Source organism: Nocardia sp. NPDC058058 (genome assembly GCF_042885355.1).
Taxonomy (GTDB): domain Bacteria; phylum Actinomycetota; class Actinomycetes; order Mycobacteriales; family Mycobacteriaceae; genus Nocardia.
This window is the reverse complement of record NZ_JBHVSA010000005.1, coordinates 188,615-205,139: the sequence shown is the minus strand read 5'-3', so window position 1 is coordinate 205,139 and position 16,525 is coordinate 188,615. Positions and strand designations below refer to the sequence as shown.

The 16,525-nt window shown below is 68.0% G+C and carries 15 protein-coding genes; 12 read left to right on the top strand and 3 right to left on the bottom strand.

The window, feature by feature from the left end:
* The first annotated feature begins 97 nt into the window (after positions 1–97).
* Positions 98–1,060: an alpha/beta hydrolase family protein gene (locus ACFVUS_RS39425; RefSeq protein ID WP_387779104.1), complete on the top strand. Its 963-nt coding sequence runs from the start codon at positions 98–100 to the stop codon at positions 1,058–1,060.
* Between the two features lie 33 nt (positions 1,061–1,093).
* Here the strand turns inward: ACFVUS_RS39425 and ACFVUS_RS39420 are convergent, their stop codons facing one another.
* Complete coding sequence (locus ACFVUS_RS39420; protein WP_387779101.1) at positions 1,094–3,583, bottom strand: FtsX-like permease family protein; 2,490 nt, start codon at positions 3,581–3,583, stop codon at positions 1,094–1,096.
* Positions 3,584–3,764: 181 nt separating this feature from the next.
* Here ACFVUS_RS39420 and ACFVUS_RS39415 point away from each other — a divergent pair, with 181 nt between their 5' ends.
* From ACFVUS_RS39415 to ACFVUS_RS39405, 3 genes are all read left to right on the top strand, one after another.
* On the top strand, positions 3,765–4,661 hold the full coding sequence (locus ACFVUS_RS39415; protein WP_387779098.1) for an arylamine N-acetyltransferase: 897 nt from the start codon (positions 3,765–3,767) through the stop codon (positions 4,659–4,661).
* 270 nt (positions 4,662–4,931) lie between these two features.
* Positions 4,932–6,545 carry a protein kinase gene (locus tag ACFVUS_RS39410; RefSeq protein ID WP_387779095.1) on the top strand — a complete coding sequence of 538 codons (1,614 nt, stop codon included), beginning with the start codon at positions 4,932–4,934 and terminating at the stop codon, positions 6,543–6,545.
* 182 nt (positions 6,546–6,727) lie between these two features.
* Positions 6,728–7,321, top strand: a complete 594-nt coding sequence (locus ACFVUS_RS39405; RefSeq protein ID WP_387779092.1) for a maleylpyruvate isomerase family mycothiol-dependent enzyme — start codon at positions 6,728–6,730, stop codon at positions 7,319–7,321.
* On the opposite strand, the gene ACFVUS_RS39400 is transcribed toward ACFVUS_RS39405, so the two are convergent.
* Together ACFVUS_RS39400 and ACFVUS_RS39395 are read right to left on the bottom strand one after the other, a co-directional pair.
* Complete coding sequence (locus ACFVUS_RS39400; protein WP_387779089.1) at positions 7,318–8,166, bottom strand: helix-turn-helix transcriptional regulator; 849 nt, start codon at positions 8,164–8,166, stop codon at positions 7,318–7,320. The two genes, ACFVUS_RS39405 and ACFVUS_RS39400, sit on opposite strands and share 4 nt — an antisense overlap.
* 179 nt (positions 8,167–8,345) lie before the next feature.
* A complete protein-coding gene (locus tag ACFVUS_RS39395; RefSeq protein WP_387779086.1) occupies positions 8,346–9,815 on the bottom strand; it encodes an alpha/beta hydrolase in 1,470 nt (489 codons plus the stop codon).
* Positions 9,816–10,000: 185 nt separating this feature from the next.
* On the opposite strand from ACFVUS_RS39395, the gene ACFVUS_RS39390 reads away from it, so the two are divergent.
* From ACFVUS_RS39390 to hisH, 8 genes are all read left to right on the top strand, one after another.
* The gene (locus ACFVUS_RS39390) at positions 10,001–11,035 is read left to right on the top strand and encodes an aldo/keto reductase (RefSeq protein WP_387779083.1); all 1,035 of its coding nucleotides are present in this window, start codon (positions 10,001–10,003) and stop codon (positions 11,033–11,035) included.
* Between the two features lie 28 nt (positions 11,036–11,063).
* A complete protein-coding gene (locus ACFVUS_RS39385; protein ID WP_387779080.1) occupies positions 11,064–11,351 on the top strand; it encodes a putative quinol monooxygenase in 288 nt (95 codons plus the stop codon).
* Positions 11,352–11,423: 72 nt separating this feature from the next.
* Complete coding sequence (locus ACFVUS_RS39380; protein WP_387779077.1) at positions 11,424–11,720, top strand: DUF6412 domain-containing protein; 297 nt, start codon at positions 11,424–11,426, stop codon at positions 11,718–11,720.
* 83 nt (positions 11,721–11,803) lie between these two features.
* Positions 11,804–12,571 carry a membrane protein insertase YidC gene (yidC, locus tag ACFVUS_RS39375; protein WP_387779074.1) on the top strand — a complete coding sequence of 256 codons (768 nt, stop codon included), beginning with the start codon at positions 11,804–11,806 and terminating at the stop codon, positions 12,569–12,571.
* 127 nt (positions 12,572–12,698) lie between these two features.
* Positions 12,699–14,036, top strand: coding sequence for a histidinol dehydrogenase (hisD, locus tag ACFVUS_RS39370; RefSeq protein WP_387779071.1), 1,338 nt, complete (start codon positions 12,699–12,701; stop codon positions 14,034–14,036).
* Positions 14,033–15,163 (top strand): histidinol-phosphate transaminase, encoded by a 1,131-nt coding sequence (locus ACFVUS_RS39365; RefSeq protein ID WP_387779069.1) that lies wholly within the window; start codon positions 14,033–14,035, stop codon positions 15,161–15,163. The genes hisD and ACFVUS_RS39365 overlap by 4 nt, the downstream gene beginning before the upstream one ends.
* Complete coding sequence (gene hisB / locus ACFVUS_RS39360; protein ID WP_387779066.1) at positions 15,160–15,792, top strand: imidazoleglycerol-phosphate dehydratase HisB; 633 nt, start codon at positions 15,160–15,162, stop codon at positions 15,790–15,792. Before ACFVUS_RS39365 ends, hisB begins: the two co-directional genes overlap by 4 nt.
* The gene (gene hisH, locus ACFVUS_RS39355; protein ID WP_387779063.1) at positions 15,789–16,421 is read left to right on the top strand and encodes an imidazole glycerol phosphate synthase subunit HisH; all 633 of its coding nucleotides are present in this window, start codon (positions 15,789–15,791) and stop codon (positions 16,419–16,421) included. The genes hisB and hisH overlap by 4 nt, the downstream gene beginning before the upstream one ends.
* Positions 16,422–16,525 lie beyond the last annotated feature (104 nt).

Here is a 16,525-nt window from a genome sequence, read left to right as displayed (position 1 = left end):
GCCGCCGGGTACGACATTCGAGCGATCTCGGCCCTGGTGTTCGGACACCGGCCGCGGCCTGCCCGGCTCGCCGCCCGTGACGTGCGATGATTCCGCGATGGGTGGTCGAAGGCGGCGGTGGACGGTCGGCGGAGTGGTGCTCGCGATACTGGTCGCCACGGTGGCCGCGATACCGGAGGCCGCCGCGGAAACCCCGGTGCGCGTGCGCGATGTGACACTCACCGTGGAGGGCGAGCGGGCCACCGGGCGCGTCTACGAACCCGACGGCGAGATCCGGGATCTGATCGTCGCGGTGCACGGGCACGCGGGCAGCGCCGCCGACTTTCCCGAGTACATGGCCTCGATCGCACAGCACACCGGGGCCGCGCTGCTGACCATGGATCAGCGCTCGGCCGACGGCCGCTGGCGCACCGGGGAATGGAATGTATGGGCGGGCTGGCAGGACATCGTTGCCGCCACCCAGTGGTATCGCGGTGAACATCCGGGCATCGGCCGCACCGTGCTGTGGGGCTGGAGCCAGGGCGGATTGACCAGCGGTCTCGCCGCCGCCTACGCGCCGCCGGGCACCTACGACTACTGGGTCGACACCTTCGGCCAGGCAAGCGATTTCATCTCCTGGGCGCAGGCCCCGCTCGCGGGTCCGAGTCTGCGGCCGGAGATCGAGCGCGATGCGGGCGGCTGCGGACCGCTGACCTGTCCGGCCGCCTACGCGGCGCGCTCACCGTCGTTGCTGGCGGGCCGGATCGGGGTGCGCCGGGCAATCCTGTTGCACGGCACCGCGGATCCACTGGTGCCGTACACCTCCGGACTGGAGATGCGGGCCGCGCTCATGGCCGCCGGGAAGCCGGTCTCGATGTACACCGTGCTGTCCGGCCGTGATCTGGGCGGTGCGGTGGTGCCGGGAGATCACGGCCTCAGCCCGGTCTTCTTCGAATCCGGTTGTGTGGTCGAACGATTGCTCGCGAACACCGAGCCGTGGGCGAGCGATTACATCGTCGATGTGGCCAACGGGGTGAACACGGCTCCGCCCGCGCCGCCGAATTCCAAGTGCGCCGCCTGAATTCGAGTATCGGTCGGCACCGCGCTTCCGGTGTCAGTCGGCACTGACCGCGTCGACGATATTGAGCCGGGCCGCGCGCATCGCGGGCGGAATCGAGCCGAGCAGGCTCAAAGCCAGTGCGGCGACCGTGAATACGAGCAGCGGCGGCCCGGGCCGGAAGTGCACATCCAGACCCATGATGTCGGTGGCCAGCAGTGAATACAGGTACTGGTTGGCCAAACCGAACAGCACGCCCAGCGCCGCGCCGATCACCCCGATGCCGGCGGCCTCGGCCAGCACCATGCGGAGCGCGAACCGCCTGCTGGAGCCGACCGCCCGCAGAATCCCCAACTCGCGGCGGCGTTCCAGCAGCGCCAGGGTGAGCGTATTGAGCAGCGCCATGGCCGCGATGAACGCCACGATGACCAGCATGATCCGGGACAGCACCAGCCCCTGCTCCATCGCCTTGCCGACACCGTCCAGTGCCGCCGCGCCGGTGTACACATGCAGTTCGGCCGGCACGACCTGCCTTATGGCCGTGAACAATTGCGCCTTGTCCACCCCGGGCGCGGCATCGATCTGCAAGGTGGTCGCGCCGGGGCGGCCGAACCATTCCCGCATCAGGGTCAAACTCATCGACGCCGTACCGCTCAACGCCGAGAAGTACGACACCGATGCCAGCACCCGGGTGCGGCGCTCCCCGCTGGGCGTCTGCACGGTCAGGTCATCCCCGGCCGAAACCCCCAGTGCGCGAGCGAGATCCCGGGAGAGCACCACGCCCTCGCCCGCGAGCAATCGCTGCCGCGTCGCGGTATCGAGCGAGCGCGCCATGGCGAAATTACTGTCCGGATCGACTCCGTAGACCAGCGCCTTGGTACCGCCGAAGGATGCGAAGGCCAACTGCCCCTGGGTGACTCGTCCGACCCCGGGCACCGCGGCGACCTGCTCGGCCAAGCCGTTCGGCAGCAGCGGCGTGGGCACCATATCCTCGGCGGTCACGCTCACCCACACATCGTTATCGGCGAGGGAGGCGAAGGTGTCGCGCGCCGAGCGCACGGCGTCGGCGTTCGAACCGGTGATCGTGATGGTCATCGCGACGGCGATGGTGACGGTCATGAGCGTGGCCCACACCCGGCGGGGCGCTCGATCGATATTCACCCCGGCGAGCACGCCCGCCGATCCCAGTCGCCGCGCCGTCGCACCGGTCAACCGGACGATCGGCCCGGTGCAGGCGAATGCCAGCGCGATCTCCGCGCCGAGCGCCGAACCCAGTGCCGCGGCGGCGAACAGCCCGAGGTGCGCGCGCACGACCAGCACCGTCAGCACGGCCAACCCGACCGCCAGCGCGCCCGCGAGCAGCCGCACCCGTACGGGCACCGCATCGGCCTGTGAAACACCCACCGGGGCCAGCGCTTCCACCGGTGAGACCCGGTACACCTGCCGGGCGGCGACCGCGGTGGCCGCCAGATTGGTCAGGACGGCCGCGAGTATGGCGGCCGGAATCGCGTACCAGGGCAGCAGATATTCCAGCCGCGCCTCCATCATCTGGCTGAACGCACCCGGCAGCAGGCCGATGGCGTAGCGCCCCATGAGAACTCCGAAACCCGCGCCGAGCAGTCCGCCCACCAGCCCGAGCACCGCGGCCTCGGCCAGCACATCGCGCACGATGGTCTGTTTACGCCCGCCGATGGCCCGCAGCATGGAGATCACCGGACGCCGACCGGCCAGCGCCATACTGATGGTGTTGTAGATCAGGAACGCCGACACCACGAAGGCGATCGCCGCGCCCATGGCCGCGATGAAACGCAGCATGACGACGCCGCTGCTGGTCTGCGCGGCCCGCAGGCTGGGCGTGCTCACCAGCGCGCGTCCCGCGACCGCCGTGGTGACCGCCGAATTCACCTGGGCCGCATCGGCATCCGGTGCGGTGACGATCAGGATGGAATCCACCTGCCCGGTGCGGCCGGTGACGCGCTGGGCCAGCGGCAGCGGTGCGATCAGATAGTGGCCGCCATTGAGCCGGGCCTGCTCCTTGCCGGACAGCACCGCCGCGACGGTCACCGTGCCCGAGCGCAGGGTGATCACATCGCCCGCGGTGAATCCCGCACCCGGTCCGGCGAGCACGCCATTGGGCACGCTCAGCAGCGCGGCCGTCTGCGCGCTGCCCACCGAGTCCTTCAGATCGCTGTCCAGCGCGGCGGTGGAGGCGTCCACACCGAGCAGCATGAGCCGGTTGTCGTCCGGTCCCACATTCGCGCGCAGCATCGGCACCGCCGCCGTGACGCCCGGTACGGCCGCCACATCCGCGCGCACCGCCTGCGGGAATCCGGCATCGGTGACCCCCGAGATCTCCAGCGCCGCATTACCCGCCAACCCCGAGGACAATTGCGCGATGGATCCGGTGAGCGAACCGGAGATGCCGATCACCGCCACCAGGAACGCCGACGACACCGCCATGACGACGACCGAGGCCACCGTTCGTCCCCAATGTGTGGCGAACTCACGAATGGTGAGCAGCCGCAACCGATCCAGCAGCGCGATCATGGACCGAGGCTATGACCGGGACTGCGCACTGTCCACGAAATCCGGACAACCGTCCCAGACGAATTCCGCGCGGCGCACCCCAGCGTCCGTTCCGCAAACCTGTCGGGCATGCTCGATTTCGGAACATCTTCGTGATGTACGGGGTTGCCGCGTAGGAACCCGAATCGAAACGGAGGCAGTGATGACGACACCGGTGGATCCGTCCTATCTGTGGAGCGGCGGCGAATTGGATCTCGACGCGTACCTGAACCGCATCGGATACACCGGCGAGCGCACCCCGACCTTGGCCGTACTGCGCGCTCTCGTCCGCGCGCACACCACCACCATTCCGTTCGAGAATCTGGAGATCATTCTCGGCCGCGGTGTCCCGCTGGATCTGGAATCGTTGCAGGACAAGCTGATCCGGCAGCGCCGCGGCGGGTACTGCTATGAGAACGTGCTGCTGTTCGCCGCCGCGCTCGAACGCCTGGGGTTCGAATTCACCGGCATCTCGGGCCGAGTCACCATGGGCGCCAGCGGATTGCGGCCCGCGACACACGCGCTGCTGCGGGTGCGCCCGGTCGACGACGAGCGCGCCTGGCTCTGCGATGTCGGCTTCGGCTCGGGCCCGCTCGAACCGTTCGAGCTGACGCCCGGTCGCGGCGAATTCTCGCTCGGCGCTTGGCGTTACCGGCTCGAGCTGGGTGCGGACGCGCTCGGCGGCGAGCTCTGGACGCTGTACCAGTTCGGCCGGGACGGCTGGCTGGATCGCTATACATTCAGCCCGAATCCGCAGTATCGAACAGACTTCACGGTCGGTAATCACTTCGTCGCGACCTCGCCGCGTTCCCCGTTCACCACGCGTCCGTTCGTTCAGCGCTTCACCGAGGCGGTGCACCACCAAATCGACGGTACGACCTGGACGATTGACTATCCGGACGGAACGGGCGAAGTTCGCGAATTGGACGCGGCCGAACTGCCGAAGGTGCTCACCGAGGTGTTCGATATCGAACTCGACGCGGCCGATGCGACGCGGCTCACCCGCGCCGAATGGCCCGCCGCGCAGCACGAGGCGGACGGCGCGACACGCACCAACTGAAATCGCGTCCCACGCGGTGGGATCCGCTCTTGTGCGGCAGAATTCGCTGTCATGTCATCCAACTGCTCTGAGCAGCGCTTTAACGTGGCCCGTCGGATAAACGTAACCGGAGTGCGGCGTACATCTCACCGAGATCTCGCTCATATCTCACGCTGACGTCGGCGTGCTGCCCATCGCCCGCTACACTCATGCGGGGAAACACGCGGGCAACCGCGTTGTCACAGTCACCATCGCGCAGAATTTCGGAGTAGTGCCATCGAAACCGGCCAAGTGATCGCAGGGCATTACCGCCTGGTCGAACGGATTGGTAGCGGCGGCACAGGCGTCGTCTGGCGAGCCGTCGACGAGCGGCTCGAGCGTTCGGTGGCGGTCAAACAGATCATCACCCAGCCGAGCCTGTCCGCGGCCGACAAGGACATCGTGCGTCAGCGCGCTGCCCGTGAGGCCCGCAATGCCGCTCGCTTCCAGCATCCCAACGCCATCGTGGTGTTCGACATCACCGAGCACGAGGGCGATCCATGCCTCGTGATGGAGTACCTCGCATCGCAGAGTCTGGCGGTGGTGCTGTCCTCTCAGGGCACCCTGCCGCTGCCGCAGGTCGCTCGCATCGGTGAACAGGTCGCGTCGGCGTTGATCGCCGCGCACCGGGTTGGCATCGTGCATCGAGATGTCAAGCCGGGCAACATCCTGCTCGGCGACAACGGGGCGGTGAAGATCACCGACTTCGGCATCTCCAAGGCCAAGGGCGATGTCACCCTCACCGCCACCGGACTCATCTCCGGCACCGCCGCCTACCTCGCACCCGAGGTCGCGCGCGGCGCCGAACCGAGCCCGGCCGCCGACGTATTCGCGCTCGGCGCAACGCTTTTCCACGCGCTCGAAGGCGAACCGCCCTACGGCACCAACCCGAATCCGCTCGCCCTGCTGTACGCGGCCGCCAACGGCCAGATCAGCACGCCGCGCAATGCCGGACCGCTCAGTGATCTGCTGCTGGCCCTGCTCAGCTTCGAGCCGGAGGACCGGCCGAGCATGACCGAGGTCCGCGACATCATGGCGGAGTTCGCGGAAATCGGGCCCGATGCCGAGGCCACCCGCGTCATGGCGGCACGTCGCCAGGGCGGCACGCTGACCCCGCCGCCCGCCAAACCGGCAGGCGCGCGGCCCGCACCGCAGCGCGGCAACACCCGGCAGATGGATCGGCGCGGATCCGCCAACGCGGATATCCCCACCGGCGCCATGAGCCAGGCCCAGTTGCTGGAAACCCCGCCGCCGCGACCCTCGGTCAACGGCGGTCCGCCCACCCGATCCACCTTCGCACCGCATCTCGACGATGACGAGCCGGAACAGCCGCGCCGCACCAAATTGGTGATCGCGGCCCTGGTCGCCGCCGTCGTCGTGGCGGGCGCGGTGGTCTTCGGCCTGATGAGTTCCGGCGGATCGGACAGTCCGGGCACCACCGGTGGCGATACCAGCGCCACCAAGGCATCCGCGCAGACCACCACCGGCAAGGGCACCGCCGGCGCACTCGGCCAGACCAAGAGCGCCGGACAGGTCACCGTGCAGGATGGTGTCGACGCGGTACAGAAGTTCTACGACGGCCTCGTCTACCTGAACTTCGCCGACGCCTGGAACCGCCTCACCCCCGCCGCCCAGCAGGTGTACGGCAGCCAGTCCTCGTTCCAGTCCTACTGGACCGATAACCGAATCACCCGCTACTCCACCATCAATGGCGCGCGCGGCTGGTCCGACAGCGTGAATGCCGATGGCTCGGCGGATATTTCGGTGGCGACCGTCTCCACCGGCAGCTCCACCAAATCGGTGACGCTCCGCGTGATCGATATGGGCAGCGGCAATGTGAAGATCGACAGCGACACCAAGATGTAGTCGCTGACCGCAATACCCCTGCGCCGCACCGGAATCCCGGTGCGGCGCAGTGCGTTACGGGAGCATTGTGCGCGCGCCGGTCGCGACAGCTCCGGTGGCGGGTGCTGTCGGAACCTGCCGGGGTGCGGCTGCGCCTTCGCGGGCGCTGTCGGAATATGGCTGGGGCGATTAGCCTTTCGGGTATGAACGTGCGCCAGCTGCTCATCGATGAGCGCGGGGAACTGGTCGAGCTATTGCGGTCGCTGACCGTCGAGGAATGGGATACACCGTCGCTGTGCGCGGGGTGGCGGGTGCGAGATGTGGTGAGCCACTTGCAAACCGATACCGTGTCGCTGCCGAGTTACCTGCTGTTGGGGCTGCGCAATCCCTCCACGGATCGGCTCAATCAGGCGCTGGTCGAGCAATTCAATGGGCGGCCCACGGGGGAGCTGGTGGATCGGCTGGTCGAACCGCGCGGCTGGTTCTCGCGGTATATGCCCAAACTGGCGCTGTCGGACAGCTTCGTGCATCAGCAGGACATTCGTCGTCCGCTCGGCCGCGAGCGCAAGATTCCGGCCGAGCGGCTGCTGCTGGTCCTCGACAATCCGGATATCTTCGCCGGTCCCGGCCGCTATCTGAAGGGACTGCGCTGGGAAGCGACCGATGTCGACTGGTCGAAGGGCGCGGGACCGCTGGTGCGCGGACCCGGTGAGGCGCTCGCCCTGGCCATGGTCGGCCGGACCGTCGCGTACGACGATCTCGAGGGCGACGGCGTGGCCGAACTGCGCGCTCGCTAGGCGGACTGCGTTTCCGCGGCGAGGCTGGTCAGCAGGCGTAATGCGTTGGCGCTCGGAGAATCCGCTTCGACCGTGTGCGCGATCAGGCCCTGATCGGGATCGTCGGGCAGGCGCAGGGTTTCGAAGCCGAGCTCGATGCGGCCGACGACCGGGTGCAGGTAGACGTACCGGCCGTGCGTCTTGTCCTTGAGTTCGTGCCGATCCCAGAGGTCACGAAATTCCGTGCTGGATTCGGACAGGTCTGCGATCAGGTCGGCAATGCCGGAATCCCCGGGATTGCGGGCGGAATCGAGTCGGAGGTAGGCCACCACATCGGCGGCCTTGGCATCCCAGTCCTCGTAGAGTTCGCGCATGCCCTCGTCCAGGAAGACGAGGCGAGCCAGATTCCGCTCGTGCGGCGGCAATGCGGAGAAATCGGTGATCAGGGCAGCCGCCAAGCGATTCCACGCGAGCACATTGGTACCGCGCCCGACGATGTAGGCGGGCACATCCGCGGCGGATTCGAGCAGCCGCCGCAACCCCGGCCGCACCTGCTGTGCGGCCGGCGGCTCCTCGCCCGACCACGGCCGCGCCAGCCGGTAGAAGTGATCACGCTCCACCGAATTCAACCGCAGCGCCCGGGCCACCGCGTCCAACACCGATTCGGAGAAGTGCAGGGTGCGCCCCTGCTCCAGCCGCACATAATGATCCACACTCACCCCGGCCAACAGCGCCAACTCCTCCCGCCGCAACCCCGGCACCCGCCGCCGCGCCCCGTGATCGATCAACCCGACCTCCTGCGGACTCAACCGAGCCCGCCGCGAGCGCAGGAATTCACCGAGTTCGGCACGACGATCGAGAGTCATGCGTCCAGTATCGCGGGCGGCGCGCCACGGTTCCTGGTCACCTCGTGCCCAGGCTCGCGATGCTGTTCGCCGATCGATCCGGCGGCGTGATGTCGACGGGATCGAGCACGCTCGGTTGACCGCGTCACGCCGGGGCGATCACGGTGCGCGATTGTGTCGGCGAGAGTGACGGTCCGGGGTCATCGGCAGGTCAGATCCCGGTCGGGGCGGGTGCCGTCGCGCAGGAAATGGTCGACGGCGGCGTTGGCGCAGGGGTTGGGCGAGGGGTACGCGCCGTGGCCGCCCGCGTCGACGGTGATCATGCGGGCGCGGTCGCCGTAGGCGTTGCGCAGGTTCAGTGCGCCGCTGTACGGCGTTGCCACATCGCGCAGATTCTGGACGAGCAGCACATTGGCGGGGCCGTTCGCGTCGACGACCGTCTTGTCGGCCGGTGGGTAGGGCCAGAATGTGCAGGGGGAGACGTTCTGCGGGAGTCCGGCGGTGAGCGGATCGGCGGCGCGACTGCGCATGACCGCCTCGGCGTAGTCGGAAAGCTTTGTGGGCCAAGCGGAATCATTGCAGATCGTGCCCACCGCGACGGCGGTGCGCTGCTGGAGCAGCTGTTCGGGCGGGGCGGGCTGCGGATCTGGCAGGGGGGTCGAGGCGCGTGCGGCGCGAATTACGCGGGCCAGGGCGGGGAAGGCCGCATCGCGATAGAGCGCGTCCAGCAGCGCTTGGCGCAGCCCATTGCCGGTCAACTGTCCCGTCTCGGAGCCCGGCCAGGGCAGCGGATCGCGATCGAGTCGCGCTGCCAGGGTGAGGAATTCGCCGAGCATGGCGTCCGGCGTATCGACGAGGCGATCGGGGTTGCCGGGATCGGCCGCCCAGCGCGCGAAATCCGGGAATCGATCCCGCACACCCACGGCGTAGTTGGCATTCCACGTCCGCTCCACCCGCTCAGGATCGGGATCGTCATTGCTGTCCAACAGGATTCGATCGGTGCGCCCGCCGAACATCGTCGCGTACACCGAGGTCGCGTAGGTGCCGTAGGACTCGCCCCACGCCGAGATTCGGTCCTCGCCCAGCGCCGCGCGAACGCGATCCATATCGCGGGCCTCGGTGCGGGTGCCCATGGTGCGCACCAGGGCGCCGCCGTTGTCCGCGCAGGCCTTCGCGATGCGCTGGGAGACAGCGATATTCGCCGAGATGTCGCCATCAGGGCCCGGCCAGCCCCGGAAACGTTCCAGCGCCAGATCGGCGCGGTCGATACGGCAATCCGCGGTGGTGCTCGCGCCCAGTCCGCGCGGATCGAAGCTCACCAGATCGTAGGTATCGCGCAGTGCGGCAGGGAGTTTCGCGCCCCAGGTGGTCGGCAGCTCCAGGCCGGTGCCGCCGGGGCCGCCGGGGACGAGCAGCAGCACCCCGTGCCGGGACTCCGGATGCGCGCTGCGAATCCTGGAGATGGCCAGGGTGATCTGCTCGCCCCCGGGATCGTTGTAGTCCAGCGGTACCGAGATGGTGGCGCATTCCTGCCTGGGATCCAGGTTTCCGCCCTGGCAGGCTCCCCACTCCGGGGCGGTCGCGGCGGGCGCGGTGCGGCAGGCCGAGATCGTCGAGACGGACAGAATCGCAAGCGCCACAAGCGCTCCGAGACGATGACTGCTCTTCATCCCGCCGACGCTAGGCACCGCCCGAGCCCACCCGCATCACCCTGCGGAGCCGTTCCCGCCTGGCTCCCCGGTCGCATCCTGGTCATCCGGTGCCCAGGCTCGCGCGGCACTGTTTACCCCGCTGGCGGCGGACAAAAGTAGTGCTCACAGCCGGAACCGATCCGGCAGCGCGTCAGGAGATTCGAATGAGCGACACCCGTCCCTTCGGTGGCACCGGTATGAACCTCACCCCGCTCGGCTTCGGCACCTGGGTGATCGCCGGCTCCGGCTGGCAGTACTCGTGGGGCGCCACCGATGACGCCGAATCCATCGCCGCCATCCGGCATGCCGTGGACAGCGGCTTGAACTGGCTCGACACCGCGCCCGCCTACGGTCTCGGTCACGCCGAAACCCTGGTCGGTCGCGCCCTGGCGGATCTGCCCGAGGCCGACCGCCCGTACCTGTTCACCAAAACCGGCCTGATCTGGGAGGAGGGCGACGACCGCTCCGGGCCGCCGCGCCGCATCATGCGCCCGGAAACCATTCGCGCGGAACTGGAATCGTCACTGCGCCGACTGCGCGTCGACCACATCGACCTGTACCAGGTGCACTGGCCGGACACCGGCGCGGTCTTCGTCTACGGCGGTGAAGGGGAGAGCCTGGCCCAGCCGACTCCGCTGGAGGAGTACTGGCAGATCATGGCCGACCTCAAGAAGGAGGGCAAGGTCCGTGCCATCGGACTGTCCAATCACGATGTGGCCGAACTGGATCGGGCCGAGGCGATAGCGCACGTGGATGCCATCCAACCGCCCTTCTCCGCCGTGAACCGCGGCTCCGCCCCCGAAATCGCCTGGGCGCAATCGCATTCCACCGGTGTGATCGCCTACTCCCCACTCCAGTCCGGTCTGCTGTCCGGAGCGTTCACCGCCGACCGCACACTCACCGCCGACGACTGGCGTTCCGGCAGCCCGGATTTCACCACCGGCCTGCCCGCCAACCTGGCCCTGGTCGATGCCCTGCGCCCGATCGCCGCCCGGCACGGCGTCACCGTCGCCGAGGTCGCCCTGGCCTGGGTCACCTCCTGGCCCGGCATCACCGGCGCGATCGTCGGCGCTCGCAGCACCACCCAGATCGACGGCTGGACCGGCGCGCTCACCCTGGTGCTGACCCGGTCCGATCTGGACGAGATCGCCACCGCCATCACCACCACCGGCGCGGGCACCGGCCCCGCCCGCCCCTGACCACCACACTTCAGGAATGGAATCTCCGATGTCCCTGCATGTCGTCGCCGAACTCCGCGCTCTCCCCGAGCACCAGGATCGCCTGCGCACCGCGCTGGAAGCCATGATCGAACCGTCCCTGGCCGAGCCCGGCTGCCTCAGCTATCAGCCCTTCGCCGATCCGAACGATCCGGCACACATGGTCGTCGTCGAGGAGTGGACCACCGCCGAGGCACTGGAAGAGCACTTCACCACCCCGCACTTCCGCCACATCGCGAGCGTCCTGGACGGCATCCTCGCCGAGCCGATGGTCATCCGCCGCCTCATCCCCGAGTAACCACCCCCGGAACATGTCGGGTTGGCTCACATTGTGGGCGCGGGTGCGGGGTATGTGGGTAGGGTCGGGGGCATGGTCACGCGGGTGAAGTCGACGGTGGTGCTGGTGTGCGCCCTGATCGTCGCCGCGTGGGCCGTGCTCTTCCTGGCCGCCGCCGAACCCAATTCGCTGTTCGTGCTGGGTGCGGCCGCGCTGGTAGCCCTGACCGCCGCCCTCATCGCGGCGCGCGGACCGGTGCTGCGGACCGCCGTACATGCCGGACCGCCGGAATCGGCGGCCGGTCGGCGGCGGGGAGCCTTTCTGCGACAGAGCAATCCGGATGCGGCGGGACGACCGCGGCCGCGAGCGCCCGGGGTGTGCCCGGCCTGATCGTGCGCGCACGATCGGGTCCGCCGCTGCCCTGAATCGCTCCACCCGCGCCCGTGCGCGGGTGCCTCGCAGTGAGGTCCCCCATGCTCAATTTCATCTATTACCCGGTATCGGCCGTGCTCTGGTTGTGGCATACCGCCTTCGCGGCGGTGCTCGGCGCATCGAGCGGCCTGGCCTGGGTGCTGGCCATCATCTTCCTGGTCATGACCCTGCGCGCCCTGCTCATCAAACCGTTCCTGGCGCAATTGCGCTTCTCCAAGGGCCTGGCCGAAATGCAGCCCCACATCGCGGAGATCAAGCGCAAACACCCCGGCGATATGCAGAAGCAGAGCGAGGAGATGCGCAAACTCCAGGAGGAGAAGGGCGTCAACATGTTCCTCGGCTGCCTCCCGATCGTCGGCCAGACGCTCGTCTTCATCGGCCTCTATCACGTGCTGCGCTCATTCCAGAACCCGAATATCGCCAACTACGTCTTCTCCCCGGAGCAGGTGCAGTCGTTCCTACAGGCCAAACTCTTCAGCGCCCCGTTGGCCTCGACCCTGATGAACGCGGGCGACTCGTTCACTTCGGTTGCGGCCGTTGCCATCCCGCTGATGATCATCGCCGCGGTCGCGACCCATTTCACCGCCCGCTTCACCGTGGAGCGCCAGCGCCGCATAGGCACCGAGGTGACCCCGCAGGTGCGCCTGATCAACAACCTGTCGCTGTACGTCTTCCCGCTCGGCGCGATCGCCGCCGGAGCCGTCATGCCGGTCGCGATCCTGCTCTACTTCGTCACCCAGAACGCCTGGACCTTCGCCCAACAACATCTGGTCTACCGCCGTTTCGACGCGGAAGTCCCGGTGCCGTAACCGGGCCGAGCCGGTCCTGCGGATAAGCGGTGGCGCCGACCCGATAGTCTGGTACCTGGTCGCGGGCAGTTTCGGCTGTCCGCCGGACCCCTTTGATGATCAGCACAGACAAGGACTTGACAGCGCTATGACAAGCCGCATCGAGCTCGCCCGCGTGGATCTGCGCGGACGTACTCCCACTGCTGCCGAACTGCGCGCGGCTCTGCCGCGTGGGGGCGTCGACGTGGACTCGGTGCTGCATCATGTGCGACCGGTCGTGGAGGCCATTCGCGATCGGGGTGTCGAGGCGGCGCTGGAATACAGCGAGAAGTTCGACGGCGTGCGGCCGGTATCGGTGCGCGTGCCCGCCGCCGAACTCGAGAAGGCCCTCGCCGAACTGGACCCGGCGGTGCGGACCGCACTAGAGGTCGCCATCGAGCGCACCCGCAAGGTGCACGGCGATCAGCGGCGCAACGACAAGACCACCGAGGTGGTGCCCGGCGGTACCGTGACCGAGCGCTGGGTTCCGGTCGAGCGGGTCGGGCTGTATGTGCCCGGCGGCAATGCGGTCTACCCGTCGAGCGTGGTCATGAACGTGGTTCCCGCGCAGACCGCGGGCGTGGATTCGCTGGTGGTGGCCTCACCGCCGCAGGCGCAATTCGGCGGACTGCCGCACCCGACGATTCTGGCGGCCGCACAGCTGCTCGGGGTCGAGGAGGTGTGGGCGGTCGGCGGCGCGCAGGCGGTCGCACTGCTGTCGTACGGCGGTATCGATACCGATGGCGCGCAGCTGGAACCGGTCGACATGATCACCGGACCGGGCAATATCTATGTGACCGCGGCCAAGCGGCTCTGCCGCGGACTGGTCGGCATCGATGCCGAGGCCGGGCCTACCGAGATCGCGATTCTGGCCGATGCCACCGCCGACGCGGCGCATGTCGCCGCCGATCTGATCTCGCAGGCCGAACACGATGTGCTGGCCGCGAGCGTGCTGGTCACCGACAGCGTCGAACTGGCCGATGCCGTGGACGCGGCGCTGACCGCGCAGATGGCGGTGGTCAAGCACCACGATCGGGTGACCGAAGCGCTGTCCGGCAAGCAGTCCGGCACCGTACTCGTCGATGACATCGCGCAGGGTCTGCGTGTGGTGAACGCCTATGCGGCCGAACACCTCGAGATCCAGACCGCCGACGCGTCGGCCGTCGCCGCCCGGGTGCGCAGTGCCGGAGCGGTTTTCGTCGGCGCGTGGTCCCCGGTCAGCCTCGGCGATTACTGCGCGGGGTCCAATCACGTGCTGCCCACCGCCGGATGTGCCCGGCACTCTTCGGGTTTGAGCGTGCAGACGTTCCTGCGCGGCATCCACGTGGTCGATTACTCCGAGGCGGCGTTGAAAGACGTTACCGGACACGTGGTCGCGCTGGCCAATGCCGAGGATCTGCCCGCACACGGGCAGGCCGTCCAGGTGCGATTCGGAGAACTGTCGTGAATGCCGTGACCGTCCCCGGATCCGCTGTCTCACTGGATGATCTGCCGCTGCGGGAGAACCTGCGCGGTAAGAGTCCCTACGGCGCACCGCAATTGACGGTGCCGGTACAGCTCAATACCAATGAGAACCCGCACCCGCCGAGCCGGGCGCTCGTCGACGATGTGGCCGAATCCGTGCGCGCCGCGGCCGCCGATCTGCACCGCTACCCGGATCGCGATGCCGTCGGCCTGCGCACCGATCTCGCCGCCTACCTGACCCGGCAGACCGGTGTCGCGGTGGATGTGTCGAATGTGTGGGCCGCCAACGGATCCAATGAGATCCTGCAGCAGCTGTTGCAGGCCTTCGGCGGGCCCGGCCGCAGCGCACTGGGTTTCGTGCCCTCGTATTCGATGCACCCGATCATCTCCGAGGGCATCGACACCGAGTGGATCGAAGCCAAGCGCAATGGCGACTTCTCCCTCGATATCGACTACGCCGTCATGGCGATCGCCGATCGCCGCCCCGACGTGGTGTTCGTGACCAGCCCCAATAATCCGACGGGCCACAGCATTCCGGTCGCGGATCTGGAGCGCATCCTCGATGCCGCACCGGGCATCGTGGTGGTGGACGAGGCGTACGGGGAATTCTCCAGTGCGCCCAGCGCCATCTCGCTGATCGACCGGTTCCCGGCGAAACTCGTTGTCAGCCGGACCATGTCGAAGGCGTTCGCCTTCGCGGGCGGGCGGCTCGGATATCTGGTGGCCGCGCCCGCGGTCATCGACGCCATGCTGCTGGTGCGGCTGCCGTACCACCTGTCCGTGGTCACCCAGGCCGCGGCGCGGGCGGCACTGCGGCACGCCGACGAAACCCTGGGCAGCGTCGCGGAATTGGCGGCGCAACGCGATCGGGTGATGGCGGCGCTCACCGATATGGGTTACGACGTCATTCCCTCCGACGCCAACTTCGTGCTCTTCGGTCGGTTCGCCGACGCTCCGCGCGCCTGGCAGCACTACCTCGACGAGGGTGTGCTCATTCGCGATGTCGGCATCCCTGGCTACCTGCGCACCACCATCGGCCTGGCCGCCGAGAACGACGAATTCCTGCGCGTGAGCGCGAAACTTGTTGCGACCGAAGTGGTTGCCCGATGACTACGGAAGCGAGCATGGACCGAATCGCCCGGGTGGAACGCACCACCCGTGAATCGAGCATCGTGGTCGAGCTGAACCTCGACGGCTCCGGTAAGACCGATATCTCCACCGGCGTCCCGTTCTACGATCACATGCTCACCGCGTTCGGGCAGCACGGCAGCTTCGATCTCACCGTGCAGGCCAAGGGCGATATCGAGATCGAGGCGCACCACACGGTCGAGGACACCGCCATCGTGCTCGGGCAGGCGCTGGCGCAGGCACTGGGGGACAAGAAGGGCATTCGCCGCTTCGGTGATTCCTTCATCCCCATGGACGAGACCCTCGCGCAGGCCATCGTCGACGTCTCGGGGCGGCCGTACTGCGTGCACACCGGTGAGCCGGAACACATGCTGCACACCGTGATTCCGTCGGTCGGCGCGGGTGCGTCGTACTCCACGGTCATCAACCGCCATGTCTTCGAGTCGATCGCGCTCAACGCGCGCATCGCCCTGCATGTGCGGGTGCTCTACGGCCGCGATCAGCATCACATCACCGAGGCCGAATTCAAGGCTGTGGCAAGGGCTTTGCGCGCCGCGGTGGAATACGACCCGCGCGTGAGCGGCATCCCGTCCACCAAGGGGACGCTATGAGCACCAAACTCGCACTCCTGGACTACGGTTCGGGCAATCTGCACTCCGCCGAGCGAGCGCTGGTGCGCGCCGGGGCCGAGGTCACCGTCACCGCCGATCCCGAGATCGCCTTGAACGCCGATGGTCTCGTGGTGCCGGGTGTCGGCGCGTACGCGGCCTGCATGTCGGGTCTGCTCGGGGTGCGCGGTGATCGCATCATCGGTAAGCGGCTCGCCGGTGGTCGTCCGGTGCTCGGCATCTGCGTCGGCATGCAGATCCTGTTCGAGCGCGGTGTCGAATTCGGCGTCGAAACCGACGGCTGCGGCGAATGGCCCGGTGTCGTAGAGCGTTTGGACGCGCCCGTCCTGCCGCACATGGGCTGGAACACCGTCAAGGCTCCCACGGACAGCGTGCTGTTCGCGGGCATGGACGCGGACACCCGCTTCTACTTCGTGCACTCCTACGCCGCCCAGAACTGGGAACTCACCGACGACGGCCCCCTCGCCCCGGCCAAACTGACCTGGGCCGAACACGGCGTCCCGTTCCTGGCCGCGGTCGAGAACGGTCCGCTGAGCGCCACCCAATTCCATCCGGAGAAGTCCGGCGACGCGGGCGCCCAGCTCCTGCGCAACTGGGTCACCTCGCTCTGAGGCCCGCACCGACATCCGAAACCCTCGCCGGCGGCGGGGGTTTCGTGTTTCAGCGAGTTGACCGCCGCGATCGGCGCGGTGCACAGAAGATTGGTGGCACCAAC

What these genes read in the sequence shown, in the direction of transcription:
- ACFVUS_RS39425 (WP_387779104.1), top strand. Translation starts at nt 98, where the DNA reads ATGGGTGGTCGAAGGCGGCGGTGGACGGTCGGCGGAGTGGTGCTCGCG.
- ACFVUS_RS39420 (WP_387779101.1), bottom strand. Translation starts at nt 3,583, where the DNA reads ATGATCGCGCTGCTGGATCGGTTGCGGCTGCTCACCATTCGTGAGTTC.
- ACFVUS_RS39415 (WP_387779098.1), top strand. Translation starts at nt 3,765, where the DNA reads ATGACGACACCGGTGGATCCGTCCTATCTGTGGAGCGGCGGCGAATTG.
- ACFVUS_RS39405 (WP_387779092.1), top strand. Translation starts at nt 6,728, where the DNA reads ATGAACGTGCGCCAGCTGCTCATCGATGAGCGCGGGGAACTGGTCGAG.
- ACFVUS_RS39400 (WP_387779089.1), bottom strand. Translation starts at nt 8,166, where the DNA reads ATGACTCTCGATCGTCGTGCCGAACTCGGTGAATTCCTGCGCTCGCGG.
- ACFVUS_RS39395 (WP_387779086.1), bottom strand. Translation starts at nt 9,815, where the DNA reads ATGAAGAGCAGTCATCGTCTCGGAGCGCTTGTGGCGCTTGCGATTCTG.
- ACFVUS_RS39390 (WP_387779083.1), top strand. Translation starts at nt 10,001, where the DNA reads ATGAGCGACACCCGTCCCTTCGGTGGCACCGGTATGAACCTCACCCCG.
- ACFVUS_RS39385 (WP_387779080.1), top strand. Translation starts at nt 11,064, where the DNA reads ATGTCCCTGCATGTCGTCGCCGAACTCCGCGCTCTCCCCGAGCACCAG.
- ACFVUS_RS39380 (WP_387779077.1), top strand. Translation starts at nt 11,424, where the DNA reads ATGGTCACGCGGGTGAAGTCGACGGTGGTGCTGGTGTGCGCCCTGATC.
- yidC (WP_387779074.1), top strand. Translation starts at nt 11,804, where the DNA reads ATGCTCAATTTCATCTATTACCCGGTATCGGCCGTGCTCTGGTTGTGG.
- hisD (WP_387779071.1), top strand. Translation starts at nt 12,699, where the DNA reads ATGACAAGCCGCATCGAGCTCGCCCGCGTGGATCTGCGCGGACGTACT.
- hisB (WP_387779066.1), top strand. Translation starts at nt 15,160, where the DNA reads ATGACTACGGAAGCGAGCATGGACCGAATCGCCCGGGTGGAACGCACC.
- hisH (WP_387779063.1), top strand. Translation starts at nt 15,789, where the DNA reads ATGAGCACCAAACTCGCACTCCTGGACTACGGTTCGGGCAATCTGCAC.